The organism is Pseudomonas sp. CCI1.1, from assembly GCF_034348165.1.
Taxonomy (GTDB): Bacteria; Pseudomonadota; Gammaproteobacteria; order Pseudomonadales; family Pseudomonadaceae; genus Aquipseudomonas; species Aquipseudomonas paracarnis.
On record NZ_CP133780.1, the window covers coordinates 4239472 to 4255802 of the forward strand.

A 16331-nucleotide genomic window follows, 5' to 3' on the forward strand; every position below is an offset into this window, starting at 1 on the left:
CTTAAGGAAATCGAATGGATCTGGTACTCGACCTGCTCGCCACCGTATCCCGCTGGAGCCGTAGCAACCTGTCGGAAATCTCGTTGGCCCTTGTGGGCTGTTTGCTGGTGCTGTTCGGCGCCGACATCAAGGGCTGGGTCGAAGCACGCCTGGGCAGCATCGCCGGCGCCTTGCGCGTACCCTTGATGGCCCTGCTGTGCCTGATCGGCAGTGGTGCGGCGTTGATCTACGCTACGCCGTGGATTGTGCGGGGATTGAGCCAGTTCAATAACTACAGCCTGGCGCCGGTGTTGATCGTGGTGCTGGTGTTGATTGGCGTGGTAGCAGACCGCCGCTGACCCAGCAGGCACTACAAAACACATGTGGGAGCTGGCTTGCCTGCGATACAGACACCTAGGTGTATCAGTGATACCGAGGTGATGTTATCGCAGGCAAGCCAGCTCCCACATTTGATTGCGTTTCAAGCGGATGACTGTTTAAGCCAGCTTCTCGAACTTCAAATCCCACACCCCATGCCCCAACCGCTCGCCACGGCGTTCGAACTTGGTGATCGGCCGCTCGGCCGGGCGTGGCACGCATTTGCCGTCTTCGGCCAGGTTGCGGTAGCCAGGTGCGACGTTCATCACTTCCAGCATGTATTCCGCGTACGGTTCCCAGTCGGTGGCCATGTGCAGGATGCCGCCCACTTTCAGCTTGCTGCGCACCAGCTCCGCGAAGGAGGCCTGGACGATACGGCGCTTGTGGTGACGAGCCTTGTGCCATGGGTCGGGGAAGAACAGCATCAGGCGGTCGAGGCTGTTGTCGGCGATGCAGCGGTTGAGCACCTCAATCGCGTCGCAGTCGTAGACCCGCAGGTTTTTCAGGCCTTGGGTCAGCACACCGTTGAGCAGTGCGCCGACGCCTGGGCGGTGCACTTCCACACCGATGAAATCCTGCTCCGGCGCGGCTGCGGCCATTTCCAGCAGGGAATGGCCCATGCCGAAACCGATTTCCAGGGAGCGCGGGGCCGAACGGCCGAACACTTGGTCATAGTCCACCGGCGCATCGGCCAGGGGCAGTACGAACAGCGGCGTGCCCTGTTCCAGGCCCTTTTGCTGGCCTTCGGTCATGCGGCCGGCGCGCATCACAAAACTCTTGATGCGGCGGTGCTTGGACTCGTCGCCCTCTTCCACGGTGTTCGGCGTTTCGTTTGATTCAGTCATCAATAGCTCTTACTTGATCAGACCATCCAGCGGCGAAGAGGCGCTGGCATAGAGTTTTTTCGGCATGCGCCCGGCGAGGTAGGCCAGGCGGCCCGCGACGATGGCGTGGTTCATGGCTTGGGCCATCATGATTGGTTGCTGGGCATGGGCAATGGCCGAGTTCATCAGCACCGCGTCGCAGCCCAGTTCCATGGCGATGGTCGCGTCGGAGGCAGTGCCCACACCCGCATCCACCAATACCGGGATCTTGGCTTCTTCGAGGATGATCTGCAGGTTATACGGATTGCAGATCCCCAGGCCGGAACCGATCAGACCAGCCAGCGGCATCACCGCGATGCAGCCGATTTCTGCCAACTGACGGGCGATGATCGGGTCATCGCTGGTGTAGACCATCACGTCGAAGCCTTCCTTGACCAAGGTCTCGGCGGCCTTGAGGGTTTCGATCACATTGGGGAACAGGGTTTTCTGGTCGGCCAGCACTTCCAGCTTCACCAGGTTGTGGCCGTCGAGCAGCTCACGGGCCAGGCGGCAGGTGCGCACGGCTTCGATGGCGTCGTAGCAGCCAGCAGTGTTTGGCAAAAAGGTGTAGCGCTCCGGCGACAGCACTTCGAGCAGGTTCGGCTCGCCCTCGATCTGGCCGAGGTTGGTGCGGCGTACGGCGAAGGTGACGATCTCGGCACCCGAGGCTTCGATGGCCAGGCGGGTTTCTTCCATGTCGCGGTACTTGCCGGTGCCGACCAGCAGACGGGACTGGTAGGTACGACCGGCCAGGACGAAAGGCTTGTCGCTACGAACGATGCTCATGGGAAATCCTCTGGTTGGATGAGGTTCTGCAGAATGCGTTGCGGCCGTGGCGGGCTAGCCGCCGCCGATGGCGTGGACCACTTCGATCTGGTCACCTTCGGTGAGCACAGTCTCGGCGTGCTGGCTACGCGGGACGATATCCAGGTTGAGCTCCACTGCGACGCGACGCCCGGTCAGGTCCAGACGGGTCAGCAGGGCCGCAACGGTTTCGCCGTCGGGCAGTTCAAAGGGTTCGCCGTTCAACTGAATGCGCATGCCACGGGCCGCCATCGTTTTTAGGGGCCCGCATTCTAGCGCGATTGGAACCTGAAGGTCAGCTCCAAGCGTCAAGCGGTCAAAGCTGCAAACGCCACGCCGCCAGGCCCAGGAAGAACCAGCCGAGCAGGAACGCCAGCCCGCCAAACGGCGTGATGATCCCCAGTTTACTGATGCCGGTCATCGTCAGCACATACAGGCTGCCCGAGAACAGCAGGATACCGACGGTAAACGAAATACCCGCCCAGGTGACCAACCGGCCCGGAATATGCGCCGCCAGCAAGGCCACGCCGAACAGTGCCAGGGCATGCACCAACTGGTAGGTCACGCCGGTATGGAAGATCGCCAGGTAGTCGGCGCTCAGGCGGTTTTTCAGGCCGTGGGCGGCGAAAGCGCCCAGCGCAACGCCGGTAAAGCCGAAAAAGGCAGCCAGCATCAGAAAGCTACGCAGCATGGGGAACTCCAGTCAGACTCATCGGGCAGGGTCTGTATAATGGCCCGCTCAACGGGTTCGGCCAAGCCATCTCTATGCTGCGTGTCCTCTTCAAACGCTTTCTCAACGTCGTGAAATGGTTTGCCATCGGCAGTGTGTTGCTGGTGCTGCTGTTTCGTGTGGTGCCGCCACCGTTCACTGCGCTGATGGTGGAGCGCAAGGTCGAGTCCTGGGTTGACGGTGAGCCTATCGACCTGCAACGCAGCTGGGTGCCGTGGGATGAAATCTCCGACGACCTTAAAGTGGCGGTGATGGCCGGTGAAGACCAGCGCTTCCCGCAACATTGGGGTTTTGATTTCGGCGCGATCCAGGCGGCGATTCTGCACAACGAACGCGGCGGCTCGATTCGCGGTGCCAGCACCTTGAGCCAACAGGTGTCGAAAAACCTGTTCCTGTGGGCCGGGCGCAGCTATTTGCGCAAAGGCCTGGAGGCGTGGTTTACCGGTTTGATCGAAGTGTTATGGCCCAAGCAGCGGATTCTTGAGGTGTACCTCAACAGTGTGGAATGGGATGAAGGTGTGTTTGGCGCAGAAGCGGCGGCGCGGCACCATTTTGGCGTGAGTGCCAAGGGGCTTTCGCGGCAGCAGGCCAGTTACCTGGCGGCGGTGTTGCCCAATCCACGGGTGTGGAGTGCCAGTCATCCGACCGCCTATGTGGCACGGCGAGCGGCGTGGATTCGCCAGCAGATGAGCCAGTTGGGTGGGGAGGGTTACCTGGTGGAGCTGAACAACTCTCGAAAGGCACCCTGGTCCGACTGACACAATACGAGACCTGTGGGAGCTGGCTTGCCTGCGATAGCGGTGGGTCAGTAACCCATGCTTCATCTGACACGGCCTCATCGCAGGCAAGCCAGCTCCCACATTAAACCGAGTTGTACTTGAGACTTTTCGAACACATACAAAAATGCCCCGATCTTTCGACCGGGGCATTTTTTGTTCGCTGCGTTTTAAGCGGCGATCGACAACTTCAGCTTGTTCATCGCGCTTTTCTCAAGCTGACGAATCCGCTCTGCCGACACGTTGTACTTTTGCGCCAGGTCGTGCAGCGTGGCTTTTTCTTCTGCCAGCCAACGCTGGTAGAGAATGTCACGGCTGCGGTCGTCCAGCACTTCCAGCGCTTCGTGCAGGTTGTGGTTGGAGTTGTCGCTCCAGTCGGCGTCCTCCAGTTGACGCGCCGGATCGTACCGGTGGTCTTCCAGATAGTTGGCCGGCGATTGGAAGGCGCTGTCGTCATCCGCTTCGGCGGCTGGGTCGAAGGCCATGTCATGGCCGGTCAGGCGGCTTTCCATCTCGCGCACTTCACGAGGCTCCACACCGAGGCTTTCGGCCACGCGGTGGACTTCTTCGTTGTTCAGCCACGCCAGGCGTTTTTTCTGGCTGCGCAGGTTGAAGAACAGCTTGCGCTGGGCCTTGGTGGTGGCCACTTTCACGATGCGCCAGTTGCGCAGGATGAACTCGTGGATTTCCGCCTTGATCCAGTGCACGGCAAACGACACCAGGCGCACGCCCATTTCAGGGTTGAAACGCTTCACAGCCTTCATCAGGCCTACGTTGCCTTCCTGAATCAGGTCGGCCTGGGCCAGACCGTAGCCGCTATAGCTACGGGCGATATGTACGACAAAACGCAGGTGGGCGAGCACCATCTGCCGAGCCGCCCCCAAATCCTGCTCATAGTAGAGACTCTCGGCCAGTTCACGCTCCTGCTCGGGCGTCAGCAATGGAATGCTGTTGACCGTGTGCACATAGGCTTCCAGGTTCGCACCCGGGACCAAGGCATAAGCAGGTTGCAAAGAAGTGGTCATACGAAAAAACCTCCGACTCACATAACTCGTGCAGTTCAGCACTGCGAAAATTGACCTGGGAACCGTAGGACAAGTTCCCTAAACCGCTGATACGGTCAATACAAACGAAACCACATTAATCTGGCATTAACTACTTCGGTGCCAGCTCACGTAAATGCCGTGCCACCGCAATCCACGCACCGATATACCCCAACAACACCGCGCCAAGCAAGAGACTCAGACCATCGGCTACCGGCACACCGGCCAGCGCGAAATCACTGCCGTAGAGCCCGGCCAGACCAACAACCGCGTCGTTCAACCAATCCAGGCCAAACGCCAGTACGCCCCAGGACAAGACCCCCGCACCCAGGCCATACAGCGCGCCCATGTACAGGAAAGGCCGACGCACATAGCTGTCTGTGCCGCCCACCAGTTTAATCACTTCTATCTCGGTGCGACGGTTTTCAATATGAAGACGAATGGTATTACCTATCACCAAAAGTAATGCAGACACTAATAACACCGTCAGGCCGAACACAAAGCGGTCGCCCAGCTTGAGGATCGCGGCCAGGCGCTCTACCCAGACTAGATCAAGTTGGGCCTGTTGCACCTTCGGCATCTCTGCGAGTTTTTGTCGCAGGGCTTCCAGCGCCGGTTTGTCGACCTCGTTCGGGGTTACCAGCACCACGCCCGGCAGCGGGTTCTGCGGCAGCTCCTTGAGCGCCTCGCCCAGGCCCGATTGCTGCTGGAACTCTTCGAGAGCCTGGTCGCGGCTGATGTACTCGGCCTCGGCTACCCCCGGGATGTTCTTGATGTCGTCACGCAGCGCTTCGCCTTCCTTGCTGCTGGTGTCCAGGTTCAGGTACAGCGAAATCTGCGCCGCCCGCTGCCAGGAACCGCCCAGGCGCTCCACGTTATTAAGCAACAGCGACAAGCCCATCGGCAGGCTCAAGGCCACGGCCATGACCAGGCAGGTGAAAAAGCTGCCGATCGGCTGCTTGCCCAGGCGACGCAGGCTGTCCAGCAGGCTGGCGCGGTGGCTTTCGATCCAGGCGTGCACCAGGGTGCCGAAGTCCGGGCCGTCGTCTTCGTCGTGTTTTTTCTTTTTCGGTTGCGGGTCGGCCGGCTTCGGAGCCACCCGTTCGGATACTTTAGGGCTGCGTGTAGCACTCATACGCCAGCCTCCCCGTCGCCGATCAGGCGGCCGCGTTGCAGGGTCAGCATGCGATGGCGCATACGGGCAATCAGGGCCAGGTCGTGGCTGGCGATCAAGACGCTGGTGCCCAGGCGGTTGATGTCTTCGAACACCCCCATGATCTCGGCCGCCAGGCGCGGGTCGAGGTTACCGGTGGGTTCGTCCGCCAGCAGCAAGGCCGGGCGGTGCACGATGGCGCGGGCAATACCGACGCGCTGTTGCTGACCGGTGGACAGATCCCCCGGGTAAAGGTCGGTCTTGTCCGACAACGCCACGCGCTCCAGGGCCGAGTCCACGCGCTTGACGATCTCGGCCTTGGACAACCCGAGGATCTGCAACGGCAGGGCCACGTTGTTGAACACCGTACGGTCGAACAGCAACTGGTGGTTCTGGAACACCACGCCGATCTGGCGGCGCAGAAACGGAATTTGCGCATTGCTGATGGTAGCCAGGTCCTGGCCCGCCAGCAGCAACTTGCCTGTGGTCGGGCGTTCCATGGCCAGCAGCAGGCGCAACAGCGTACTTTTGCCCGCGCCCGAATGGCCGGTGACAAACAAGAATTCGCCGCGACGCACTCGAAAGCTCAGCTCATGCAAGCCCACATGCCCGTTGGCATAGCGTTTACCGACCTGTTCGAATCGAATCATGAACGCTCCCGCTCGGCAAACAGTGCCTGTACAAAGGGTTCGGCTTCAAAGGTGCGCAGGTCGTCGATGCCTTCACCGACGCCGATATAGCGAATCGGTAACCCGAACTGTTTGGCCAGGGCGAAAATCACACCGCCCTTGGCCGTGCCGTCGAGCTTAGTCAATGCCAGGCCGGTCAGTTGCACCGTCTGGTTGAATTGCTTGGCCTGGCTGATGGCGTTCTGGCCGGTACCGGCGTCGAGCACCAGCAAGACTTCGTGGGGTGCATCGGCGTCAAGCTTGCCGATCACGCGGCGCACTTTCTTCAGTTCTTCCATCAAGTTGTCTTTGGTGTGCAGGCGACCGGCGGTGTCGGCGATCAGCACGTCAATGTTACGGGCCTTGGCGGCCTGCACGGCATCGAAGATCACCGAAGCCGAGTCGGCGCCGGTGTGCTGGGCGATCACCGGGATCTTGTTGCGCTCGCCCCACACCTGCAACTGCTCGACGGCGGCGGCACGGAAGGTGTCACCGGCGGCGAGCATGACTTTCTTGCCTTCACCTTGCAGCTTCTTGGCCAGCTTGCCGATGGTGGTGGTCTTGCCAGCGCCATTAACCCCTACAACGAGGATGACGAACGGCTTTTTCGGCGTGATCACCAGCGGCGCTTCAACCGGTTTGAGCATGGCGGCCAGCTCAGCCTGCAGGGATTTGTACAGCGCATCGGCGTCGGTCAACTGCTTGCGCGCGACCTTCTGCGTCAGGCTCTGGATGATCACGGCGGTGGCTTCGACGCCCACGTCGGCGGTGAGCAGGCGGGTCTCGATGTCTTCGAGCAGCTCGTCATCAATGACTTTCTTGCCCAGGAACAGGCTGGCCATGCCTTCGCCAATACTGGCGCTGGTCTTGCTCAGGCCCTGCTTGAGGCGTGCAAAGAATCCGGTTTTGCTGGTTTCGGTGGTGACGACGGCAGGCTCTGGCTCGATAGCGGCAGGTGCAGCGACAACCGGTGCAGGCACTTCAACGACGGGCGGTATTTCAGCCACAGCCTCTACCGGCGCCGGCTCAACCACTGCAGGAATCGGCGGCACGACGTGCTCGGCCTGAACATCCTCAACCAATGCCACGGGTTCTTCGGCCACCGGCAGCTCTAACCAGGGCTTGTGCTCAGGCTCAGGTTCCGGCTCGGCCTCAACGACCGGCTGCAACACCGGCTCAGCCATCGGTAACACCACCGGAACTGGCGTCTCGGCAACCGGTTCGGCTTCTATTACGGGTTCAGGGGTCGGTTCAGCGTGAACCTGTGGCTGTTCGACGACGGTTTCCTGCGGCTTTTTGCGCAGCCATCCGAACAGGCCTTTCTTCTCGCCAGCCGCAGCTGGGGTCTTCTTGTCGTCGTTGGAACCAAACATGGAGACGGCTATCTCAAGGTAGCGACGCGCCACAGGGCGCGCCGGTAAATAAAATTCGATGCGTAACAGACTGTTTTTTAGCCAGCTCGTTCATGCGCAACATTTTGTAAGGCCTAAATAGGGCCTTCACAAGACAGCCGCAGTGGCCGTCCTTAAGTCGGACCAGTATCCTAGCACCTCCTCGCCCGCCGACGCTAAGACCAAGCGGGCAGCCCAACAGGTTTAAAAACGAATGAATGCTCTAGCCCGCCGCGCCGCAGGCCTGCTGTTCAGCACAGTTTGTCTGCCTCTCTCAGCTTTGGCTGCCGATCCACAACCCACCCATGAATTCACCCTCGATAACGGCCTTAAAGTGGTCGTGCGCGAAGATCATCGCGCGCCGGTGGTGGTTTCCCAGGTCTGGTACAAGGTTGGCTCAAGCTACGAAACCCCGGGCCAGACCGGTTTGTCCCACGCCCTGGAACACATGATGTTCAAGGGCAGCGCCAAGGTCGGCCCCGGCGAAGCCTCGCTGATCCTGCGCGACCTGGGCGCCGAAGAAAATGCGTTCACCAGCGACGACTACACCGCGTATTACCAGGTATTGGCCCGTGACCGCCTGGGCGTAGCCTTTGAGCTGGAAGCCGACCGCATGGCCAGCCTGCGCCTGCCGGCCGACGAGTTCAGCCGTGAAATCGAGGTAATCAAAGAAGAACGCCGCCTGCGCACCGACGATAACCCCATGTCCAAGGCGTTCGAGCGCTTCAAGGCCATGGCGTTCCCGGCCAGTGGCTACCACACGCCGACCATTGGCTGGATGGCCGACCTGGACCGCATGAAGGTCGAGGAACTGCGCCACTGGTACCAATCCTGGTACGTGCCGAACAACGCCACCCTGGTGGTGGTCGGCGACGTGACCCCGGACGAGGTGAAAAACCTCGCCCAACGTTACTTCGGCCCGATCCCCAAGCGTGACGTGCCGCCGGCAAAAATCCCGATGGAACTGGCCGAGCCCGGCGAGCGCCTGCTGACCCTGCACGTGCAGACCCAACTTCCGAGTGTGATCCTGGGCTTCAACGTGCCCGGCCTGGCCACCGCTGAAGACAAACGTTCGGTGCAGGCCCTGCGCCTGATCTCGGCCCTGCTGGACGGCGGCTACAGTGCACGGATCTCCGAGCAACTGGAACGCGGTGAGGAACTGGTGTCCGCGGCTTCCACCAACTACGACGCCTATACCCGTGGCGACAGCCTGTTTACCCTCTCGGCCACGCCGAACCAGCAGAAGAAGAAAACCGTGGCCCAGGCCGAAGCCGGCCTGTGGCGCCTGCTCGATGAGTTGAAGGCCAAGCCGCCGACCGCCGAAGAACTGGAGCGCATCCGTGCCCAGGTGATTGCCGGCCTGGTGTACCAGCGTGACTCCATCACCAGCCAGGCCACGGCCATCGGCTCCCTGGAAACGGTCGGCCTGTCCTGGAAACTCATGGACACCGAGCTTGCCGACCTGCAAAGCGTGACCCCGGAAGACATCCAGAAGGCCGCACGCACTTATTTCACCCGCGAACGTCTGAGCGTCGCCCATGTTTTGCCTGAGGAGACCGCTCATGAGTGATCGCAAAAACAGCCGCCTGATCCTGCCCGGCCTGATCGCCGTCACCCTGATGGCGGCCAGCGCCGTTTACTTCTTGCGCCCCAGCGAGTCGGTCGCCAGCCAGGCCCTGGACAAGGCTCAAACGGCCAGCACCCTGCAATCCCTGGCGGAACTGGATGGCAAGGCACCGACCAACCGCAAGCTCGACGTACAAACCTGGACCACCACCGAAGGCGCCAAGGTGCTGTTCGTCGAAGCCCATGAACTGCCGATGTTCGACATGCGCCTGCTGTTCGCCGCCGGCAGCAGCCAGGATGGCGACGTGCCAGGCCTGGCACTGATGACCAACGCCATGCTCAACGAAGGCGTGCCGGGCAAGGATGTCAGCCAGATCGCCAGCGGGTTCGAAGGCCTGGGGGCCGACTTTGGCAACGGCGCCTACCGCGACATGGCGCTGGTGACCCTGCGCAGCCTGAGCGACAGCGCCAAGCGCGACGCCGCCCTGTCACTGTTCAACCAGGTGATCGGCCAGCCGACATTCCCGGCAGACTCGCTGGCACGCATCAAGAACCAGATCCTGGCCGGTTTCGAGTACCAGAAGCAGAACCCCGGCAAACTGGCGAGCATCGAGCTGTTCAAGCGCCTGTACGGCGACCACCCTTACGCGCACCCGAGCGAAGGCACCCCCGAGAGCGTGCCGAAGATTACCCTGGCGCAGTTGCAGGCGTTCCACGCCAAGGCCTATGCGGCGGGTAACGCGGTAATTGCAGTAGTGGGCGACCTGACCCGCGCCGAAGCCGAAGCCATGACGGCCAAGGTGTCCGCCTCGCTGCCCAAGGGCCCGGCGATGGCCAAGATCGCCCAGCCGACCGAGCCAAAAGCCGGCCTGAGCCGTATCGAGTTCCCGTCCAAGCAAACCCACCTGCTGTTTGCGCAGTTGGGCATCGACCGTGCCGACCCGGATTACGCAGCCTTGTCCCTGGGTAACCAGATCCTCGGCGGCGGTGGCTTCGGCACTCGCTTGATGAGCGAAGTGCGTGAAAAGCGCGGCCTGACCTACGGCGTGTATTCCGGTTTCTCACCGATGCAGGTGCGCGGCCCGTTCATGATCAACCTGCAGACCCGCGCCGAAATGAGCGGTGGCACCTTGCGCCTGGTGGAGGACGTATTGGCTGACTACCTCAAGACCGGCCCGACGCAAAAGGAACTGGATGACGCCAAGCGCGAGCTGGCCGGCAGCTTCCCGCTGTCCACCGCCAGCAACGCCGATATCGTCGGGCAGTTGGGTGCCATGGGTTTCTACAACCTGCCGCTGAGCTATCTGGAAGATTTCATGAAACAATCCCAGGCCCTGACCGTCGATCAGGTCAAGGCTGCAATGAACAAACACTTGAGCGCCGACAAGATGGTCATCGTGACCGCCGGCCCGACGATTGCGCAAAAGCCACTACCGCCCCCCACTGATAAACCTGCCGAGCAGCCGCTCGGGGTTCCGGAGCATTAATGGCCAGTTCATCTCGCCCGAAAAAACCTGTCCACAACGTGCATAACGGTGTGGGCCAACTGCGCATCATTGGCGGTGAATGGGGCAGCCGCAAGCTGAGCTTCCCCGACGTTGTGGGCCTGCGCCCGACGCCTGATCGCGTGCGTGAAACCCTGTTCAACTGGCTCGCGCCGTACATAGGCGGGGCCAAAGTGCTGGACCCGTTCGCCGGCAGCGGCGCGCTGTTCCTGGAGGCGCTGTCCCGTGGCGCGGCCCAGGGCCAGGCGCTGGACGCCAGCAATGTGGCGGTGTCCAGCCTCAAGGAGCACCTGGGCACGCTGCGTTGCACCACCGGCCAGGTGCAGACGGCCGACGCGCTGCGCTACCTGGAAACCCAGGCGGCGACTGAATACGACGTAGTGTTCCTCGACCCACCGTTCAACCAGAACCTGCTACCGGTCGTCTGCACTCTGCTGGAAGAACGCCAGTGGCTGGCACCGGATGCCTGGATCTACACTGAGAGCGAGACCGCGCCCTCCACGCTCGGCCTGCCAAGTGGCTGGCGCCTGCACCGGGAGCAGAAGTCCGGGCGGGTGTATTACGCGTTGTGGCATCGTTTGGTCGAAAACGCCGCTTAACCTGTGGCTGGGGAGCTTGCCACGGCGAGCTCACTGGCTACCGAGAGTTTCATGACCCCCTCTTCCGATTTATTCAAACCCGCCTTCGGCCTCGGCAACCCCCACTTGCAGACACTGTGGGGGCCGCTGTGGCGGCCGACCACCCACATCGAGCGTCAGCGTGAGCGCCTGTGGCTGGAGGATGGCGACTTCCTCGATCTCGACTGGCATGGCCCCCATGACGTGCAAGCGCCCTTGGTGCTGGTGCTGCATGGGCTGACCGGTTCGTCCAATTCACCCTATGTGGCCGGCCTGCAAAAAGTCCTCGCGGCCCAAGGCTGGGCCAGTGCCGCGTTGAACTGGCGCGGCTGCTCGGGCGAGCCCAACCTGCTGGCTCGCAGTTATCACTCCGGCGCCAGCGAAGACCTGGCGGCGGCGATTGCTCATCTGCGCGCCAAGCGGCCGTTGGCGCCCTTGTATGCGGTGGGTTATTCCCTGGGTGGCAATGTGTTGCTCAAGCATCTGGGGGAAACCGGCAAGGCCTCGGGTCTGCAGGGCGCGGCGGCGGTATCGGTGCCGTTTCGCCTGGATCAATGCGCCGATCGCATCGGCCTGGGATTCTCGCGGGTGTATCAGAAGCACTTCATGCGCGAGATGCTGGCGTACATCCGCGTCAAGCAACGCCAGTTCCTGCAGGACGGTCGTGAGGATGGGCTCAAAACCCTGGAGGCCCTTGGTTCCCTGGAAAAGATGCGCACATTCTGGGACTTCGACGGGCGGGTAACCGCGCCGCTGCATGGTTTCATCAGTGCTGAAGACTATTATCGCCGCGCATCGAGCCGCTATTACCTGGGCGATATCCGTACGCCTACGTTGATTATCCAGGCGGCCGATGACCCTTTTGTGTTTGCGCACAGCTTGCCTGATGCGCGTGAACTGTCGGACTGTACTGAGTTCGAGTTGCTGGCCAAGGGCGGGCATGTGGGGTTTGTGGAGGGTTCGCTGAAGCGCCCTGGTTACTATTTGGAGCGCCGGATCCCGCAATGGCTCCAGACCCAATACGGTCAATAGTGTGGGAGCTGGCTTGCCTGCGATAGCGGTGGGCCAGCCAACGTTGAGGTGGCTGACACTCTGCTATCGCAGGCAAGCCAGCTCCCACACTTTGATGAAGTGCTCACACCTATCGTTTAATCGCCCTGCGCAATTTCCCGGGCTGGATCGGTAATCCACTCACTCCACGACCCCGCATACAACTTGCCCAACGGGTACCCCGCCAGGCTCAACGCAAACAGGTTATGGCACGCCGTCACCCCAGACCCGCAATACGCCACCAGCTCCTGAGCCGGGCGCCCTTGCAACTGCGCGGCAAAGCGTTGCTTGAGCTGATCAGCCGGCAAGAAACGACCATCACTGCCCAGGTTTTCACTGAACGCCGCACATTGCGCACCAGGGATATGCCCGGCAATCGGATCGATGGGCTCCACTTCGCCACGAAAGCGCGGCTGGGCGCGGGCGTCGATCAAGGTCAGGCCAGGTTGGCCCAGGCGTTTTTGCAGGTGTTCGGCATCCAGCAACAGACGATTATCCGGCGTACCGTCGAAGGTACCTGGCGCAACCACAGGCGCGTCCAGGCTCAAGGGGAAACCGGCGGCATGCCAGGCCTTGAGGCCACCATCCAGAATAAACACGCCATCACGCTTGCCCAGCCAGGCCAACAGCCACCAGGCACGGGCGGCGTAGGCACCGGGGCCGTCGTCATACAGCACCACATCGGTGTCGGCACTGATGCCCCAGGCCCGCAGTTGCCTGGCGAACGTGTCCGCCGCCGGCAAAGGATGACGACCGGTCACGCCCTTGGTCACCGGGCCGCTCAGGTGGCGCTCAAGGTCGGCGTATTGCGCGCCCTCGATATGCCCTTCGGCGTAACTGCACAAGCCGTAGTCCGGGTCTTCCAGGGCAAAGCGGCAATCCAGGATCACCCACCCGCTCGACTGTTGGCGCTCGGCCAATTGCGGGGGGCTGATCAGTTGGGCAAGCGGCATGACTGACTCCTGTGCATACAAAGGGGAAAGGTCTTACTTCACTTCTTCCAGTGCCTGATTCAACGGCACGTAAAACTCTTTGAACAAGGCATCCACCGCCTCTTTAGCCTGTGGCGTAACGAACCCCGCCTCCAGCACCAGCACCTGGTACACCCCGCGCTTGATCGCCTCGGCGCTCAGGTGGGTGGATTTTTCATTGGTGGTACACAAAAAGCGCACCCACGAGGTGAGGATGATCCACGCATTCAGGGTCAGGGCTTCGGTTTGCACCGGGTCCATATTGAGAATGCCGGCATCGACAAAGCCTTGGTAGATCGCGCCGCCCTGGATCAGGCAACGCTGGGAAAACCGCCGGTAGCCGGTCGCCAGTTCCGGGTCGCTCTCCAGCAGGTGTTCGAGGTCGCGGTGCAGGAAGCGATAACGCCACATGCCGGCCAATACGGCTTGCAGATAAAAGCGTTTATCCTCCACCACCATCGTGCGTCCCTGTGGTGGGCGCAGGAAACTGTCTACCAGCGCTTCATATTCGCGGAACAGCACGGCGATGATCGCCTGCTTGTTAGGGAAGTGGTAGTACAGGTTGCCCGGGGAAATTTCCATGTGGGCGGCAATGTGGTTGGTACTGACACTGCGCTCGCCCTGCTGGTTAAAAAGCTCCAGGCTGGTTTGCACAATGCGCTCGCTGGTCTTTACTCGTGGTGCCATAGGGGATCAGCTTCTATACACGGGATGGGGCATCTTACGGCCTAACCCGGCCAGGATAAATCTGGATGTTACTGCAATGTTATTTGACAATTTAGAGCAATAACTCTAAAAATCCAGGCAGACCAATAACAATCGGTGCCGCGCCATGTCTGCCAACGTTGCCTACCTGCAAGATTCCCAGGCGCTGGATCAGCTCCAGAACCTGTTCAACGCCCAACGCCGCGCCTTCGTCGCCAACCCGATGCCGCCGGCCGGGCAGCGCCAGCAATGGCTCAAGGCTTTGCGGGATCTGCTGAGCGACGAACGCCAGGCGCTGATCTATGCGATCAGCCAGGATTTCAGCCATCGCAGCGCCGACGAAACCCTGTTTGCCGAATTGATGCCTAGCCTGCATGGCATTCACTACGCGAGCAAACACCTCAAGGGCTGGATGAAACCTTCCCGCCGCGCTGTAGGCATTGCCTTCCAGCCCGCCTCAGCCAAAGTCATTTACCAGCCACTGGGCGTCGTCGGCGTCATCGTGCCGTGGAACTACCCGCTTTACCTGGCCATCGGCCCGCTGGTTGGGGCATTGGCGGCCGGTAACCGAGTGATGCTCAAGCTCAGCGAGTCCACGCCGGCCACCGGTGAGCTGCTCAAGGCGTTGCTGGCCAAGATCTTCCCCGAGGACCTGGTGTGCGTCGTGCTGGGCGAAGCTGACGTGGGCATGGCGTTTTCCAAGTTGCGCTTCGATCACCTGCTGTTCACCGGCGCTACCAGCATAGGCAAGCACGTGATGCGTGCGGCGGCCGAAAACCTCACGCCGGTGACTCTGGAGCTAGGCGGCAAATCGCCAGCCATTGTCTCGGCCGATGTGCCACTCAAGGACGCCGCCGAACGCATCGCCTTCGGCAAAACCTTGAACGCCGGGCAAACCTGCGTGGCGCCAGATTATGTGCTAGTACCGGAAGATCGCGTGGAAGGCTTTGTCGAGGCCTATTCCAAAGCCGTGCGCGGGTTTTATCCGACGCTGGTCGACAACCCGGACTACACCGCCATCATCAACGAACGCCAACTGGCCCGGCTCAATGCCTACGCCAAGGACGCCACCGACAAAGGCGCCACCTTGATCCCGCTGTACGAGCAGGGCCAGGCGCGGCGAATGGTCCACAGCCTGCTGTTGAATGTCAGCGACGACATGACCGTGATGCAGGACGAAATCTTCGGCCCGCTCCTGCCCATCGTGCCGTATCGCGGCCTTGACCAAGCCTTTGCCTACATCAACCAGCGACCTCGACCACTGGCCTTGTATTACTTCGGCTACAACAAAGGCGAACAAGCGCGGGTGCTCCACGAAACCCACTCCGGTGGCGTGTGCCTGAACGACACCTTGCTGCACGTCGCTCAGGACGATATGCCGTTCGGTGGCATCGGCCCGTCAGGCATGGGCCATTACCACGGTCACGAAGGTTTCCTGACGTTCAGCAAGGCCAAGGGTGTGCTGGTCAAACAGCGCCTGAACGCAGCGAAGTTGATCTACCCGCCTTATGGCAAGTCGATCCAGAAGCTGATCCAGAAGCTGTTTATCCGCTGATAACCGCCACCTTCGGGACTATAAAAACAATGAACCCCAGCCTGACTGATTCACCCGCACTGTCACGGCGCGGCGTTTTGAAAATCGGCCTGTGTGCCAGCGCCTTCCTCGCCACCGCCGGGTTGGGCGCCAGCCTCAGCGGTTGCTCCAGCAGTACGCCGGCCAGCGGCTTTGCGATGTTGCGCACCAGCGACTTGCCGTTCTTGCGGGCGGTAATCCCGGTGCTGCTAGAAGGCGCGGCCAGTGCTGAACAAGTGCTTGCCGGTATTGAGGGCACCCTGAAAAAGCTCGATTACAGCCTGCAGCACTTGTCCCCCGAGATGTTCAAGCTCACCCAGCAATTATTCGACGTACTGGGCATGGGCATTACCCGCGGCCCGCTGACCGGTATCTGGGGCAGTTGGGAAAACGCCAGCAGCGAACAGATCCGCAATTTCCTGCACCGCTGGGAAAACAGCTACCTGAACCTTTTGCGCATGGGCCAGGGCTCGTTGCTCAAGCTAGTGATCATGGCCTGGTACTTCCGGCCCGAGTCCTGGGCCCATTGCGGCTACCCCGGCCCGCCCAAGATCTAGCC

The 16331-nt window shown here is 61.2% G+C and carries 18 protein-coding genes; 8 read left to right on the forward strand and 10 right to left on the reverse strand.

The window, feature by feature from the left end; translation table 11 throughout:
• Window positions 1-14 precede the first annotated feature (14 nt).
• Window positions 15-338, forward strand: a complete 324-nt coding sequence (locus RHM69_RS19240; RefSeq protein ID WP_003195099.1) for a DUF3392 domain-containing protein — start codon at window positions 15-17, stop codon at window positions 336-338.
• Between the two features lie 138 nt (window positions 339-476).
• Here RHM69_RS19240 and trmB read toward each other — a convergent pair whose 3' ends face one another.
• From trmB to RHM69_RS19260, 4 genes are all read right to left on the reverse strand, one after another.
• On the reverse strand, window positions 477-1202 hold the full coding sequence (gene trmB, locus RHM69_RS19245) for a tRNA (guanosine(46)-N7)-methyltransferase TrmB (protein ID WP_003195101.1): 726 nt from the start codon (window positions 1200-1202) through the stop codon (window positions 477-479).
• Between the two features lie 9 nt (window positions 1203-1211).
• On the reverse strand, window positions 1212-2006 hold the full coding sequence (locus tag RHM69_RS19250; RefSeq protein WP_014720334.1) for a thiazole synthase: 795 nt from the start codon (window positions 2004-2006) through the stop codon (window positions 1212-1214).
• A 54-nt stretch (window positions 2007-2060) separates the two neighbouring features.
• Window positions 2061-2261, reverse strand: a complete 201-nt coding sequence (gene thiS, locus RHM69_RS19255; RefSeq protein ID WP_019817757.1) for a sulfur carrier protein ThiS — start codon at window positions 2259-2261, stop codon at window positions 2061-2063.
• Between the two features lie 79 nt (window positions 2262-2340).
• On the reverse strand, window positions 2341-2715 hold the full coding sequence (locus RHM69_RS19260; RefSeq protein WP_014720336.1) for a DUF423 domain-containing protein: 375 nt from the start codon (window positions 2713-2715) through the stop codon (window positions 2341-2343).
• A gap of 74 nt (window positions 2716-2789) precedes the next feature.
• Between RHM69_RS19260 and mtgA the strand changes: the two genes are divergently transcribed.
• Window positions 2790-3512: a monofunctional biosynthetic peptidoglycan transglycosylase gene (gene mtgA, locus RHM69_RS19265; RefSeq protein WP_014720337.1), complete on the forward strand. Its 723-nt coding sequence runs from the start codon at window positions 2790-2792 to the stop codon at window positions 3510-3512.
• Window positions 3513-3700: 188 nt separating this feature from the next.
• Here the strand turns inward: mtgA and rpoH are convergent, their stop codons facing one another.
• The 4 genes from rpoH to ftsY form a co-directional block, all read right to left on the reverse strand.
• Entirely contained in the window at window positions 3701-4555 is an 855-nt protein-coding gene (gene rpoH / locus RHM69_RS19270) for an RNA polymerase sigma factor RpoH (RefSeq protein WP_003176698.1), read from the reverse strand.
• A gap of 130 nt (window positions 4556-4685) precedes the next feature.
• Window positions 4686-5708, reverse strand: a complete 1023-nt coding sequence (ftsX, locus tag RHM69_RS19275) for a permease-like cell division protein FtsX (protein WP_161905433.1) — start codon at window positions 5706-5708, stop codon at window positions 4686-4688.
• Window positions 5705-6376: a cell division ATP-binding protein FtsE gene (gene ftsE / locus RHM69_RS19280; protein ID WP_003234627.1), complete on the reverse strand. Its 672-nt coding sequence runs from the start codon at window positions 6374-6376 to the stop codon at window positions 5705-5707. The genes ftsX and ftsE overlap by 4 nt, the downstream gene beginning before the upstream one ends.
• Window positions 6373-7767, reverse strand: a complete 1395-nt coding sequence (ftsY, locus tag RHM69_RS19285; protein WP_200599499.1) for a signal recognition particle-docking protein FtsY — start codon at window positions 7765-7767, stop codon at window positions 6373-6375. Before ftsY ends, ftsE begins: the two co-directional genes overlap by 4 nt.
• Window positions 7768-7999: 232 nt before the next feature.
• On the opposite strand from ftsY, the gene RHM69_RS19290 reads away from it, so the two are divergent.
• From RHM69_RS19290 to RHM69_RS19305, 4 genes are read left to right on the forward strand one after another with little or no spacing between them, the layout of a single operon-like run.
• Complete coding sequence (locus RHM69_RS19290) at window positions 8000-9355, forward strand: M16 family metallopeptidase (RefSeq protein WP_014720340.1); 1356 nt, start codon at window positions 8000-8002, stop codon at window positions 9353-9355.
• Window positions 9348-10838, forward strand: a complete 1491-nt coding sequence (locus tag RHM69_RS19295) for a M16 family metallopeptidase (protein ID WP_019817760.1) — start codon at window positions 9348-9350, stop codon at window positions 10836-10838. The genes RHM69_RS19290 and RHM69_RS19295 overlap by 8 nt, the downstream gene beginning before the upstream one ends.
• Window positions 10838-11455: a 16S rRNA (guanine(966)-N(2))-methyltransferase RsmD gene (rsmD, locus tag RHM69_RS19300; protein WP_200599497.1), complete on the forward strand. Its 618-nt coding sequence runs from the start codon at window positions 10838-10840 to the stop codon at window positions 11453-11455. The genes RHM69_RS19295 and rsmD overlap by 1 nt, the downstream gene beginning before the upstream one ends.
• A 51-nt stretch (window positions 11456-11506) precedes the next feature.
• On the forward strand, window positions 11507-12505 hold the full coding sequence (locus RHM69_RS19305) for a hydrolase (RefSeq protein WP_102665889.1): 999 nt from the start codon (window positions 11507-11509) through the stop codon (window positions 12503-12505).
• A gap of 116 nt (window positions 12506-12621) precedes the next feature.
• On the opposite strand, the gene RHM69_RS19310 is transcribed toward RHM69_RS19305, so the two are convergent.
• Together RHM69_RS19310 and RHM69_RS19315 are read right to left on the reverse strand one after the other, a co-directional pair.
• Window positions 12622-13476: a sulfurtransferase gene (locus RHM69_RS19310; RefSeq protein WP_014720344.1), complete on the reverse strand. Its 855-nt coding sequence runs from the start codon at window positions 13474-13476 to the stop codon at window positions 12622-12624.
• Between the two features lie 33 nt (window positions 13477-13509).
• On the reverse strand, window positions 13510-14181 hold the full coding sequence (locus RHM69_RS19315) for a TetR/AcrR family transcriptional regulator (protein ID WP_005792294.1): 672 nt from the start codon (window positions 14179-14181) through the stop codon (window positions 13510-13512).
• 145 nt (window positions 14182-14326) lie between these two features.
• On the opposite strand from RHM69_RS19315, the gene RHM69_RS19320 reads away from it, so the two are divergent.
• Complete coding sequence (locus RHM69_RS19320; RefSeq protein WP_019817763.1) at window positions 14327-15754, forward strand: coniferyl aldehyde dehydrogenase; 1428 nt, start codon at window positions 14327-14329, stop codon at window positions 15752-15754.
• A gap of 29 nt (window positions 15755-15783) precedes the next feature.
• Window positions 15784-16329: a hypothetical protein gene (locus tag RHM69_RS19325; RefSeq protein ID WP_020301931.1), complete on the forward strand. Its 546-nt coding sequence runs from the start codon at window positions 15784-15786 to the stop codon at window positions 16327-16329.
• Window positions 16330-16331 lie beyond the last annotated feature (2 nt).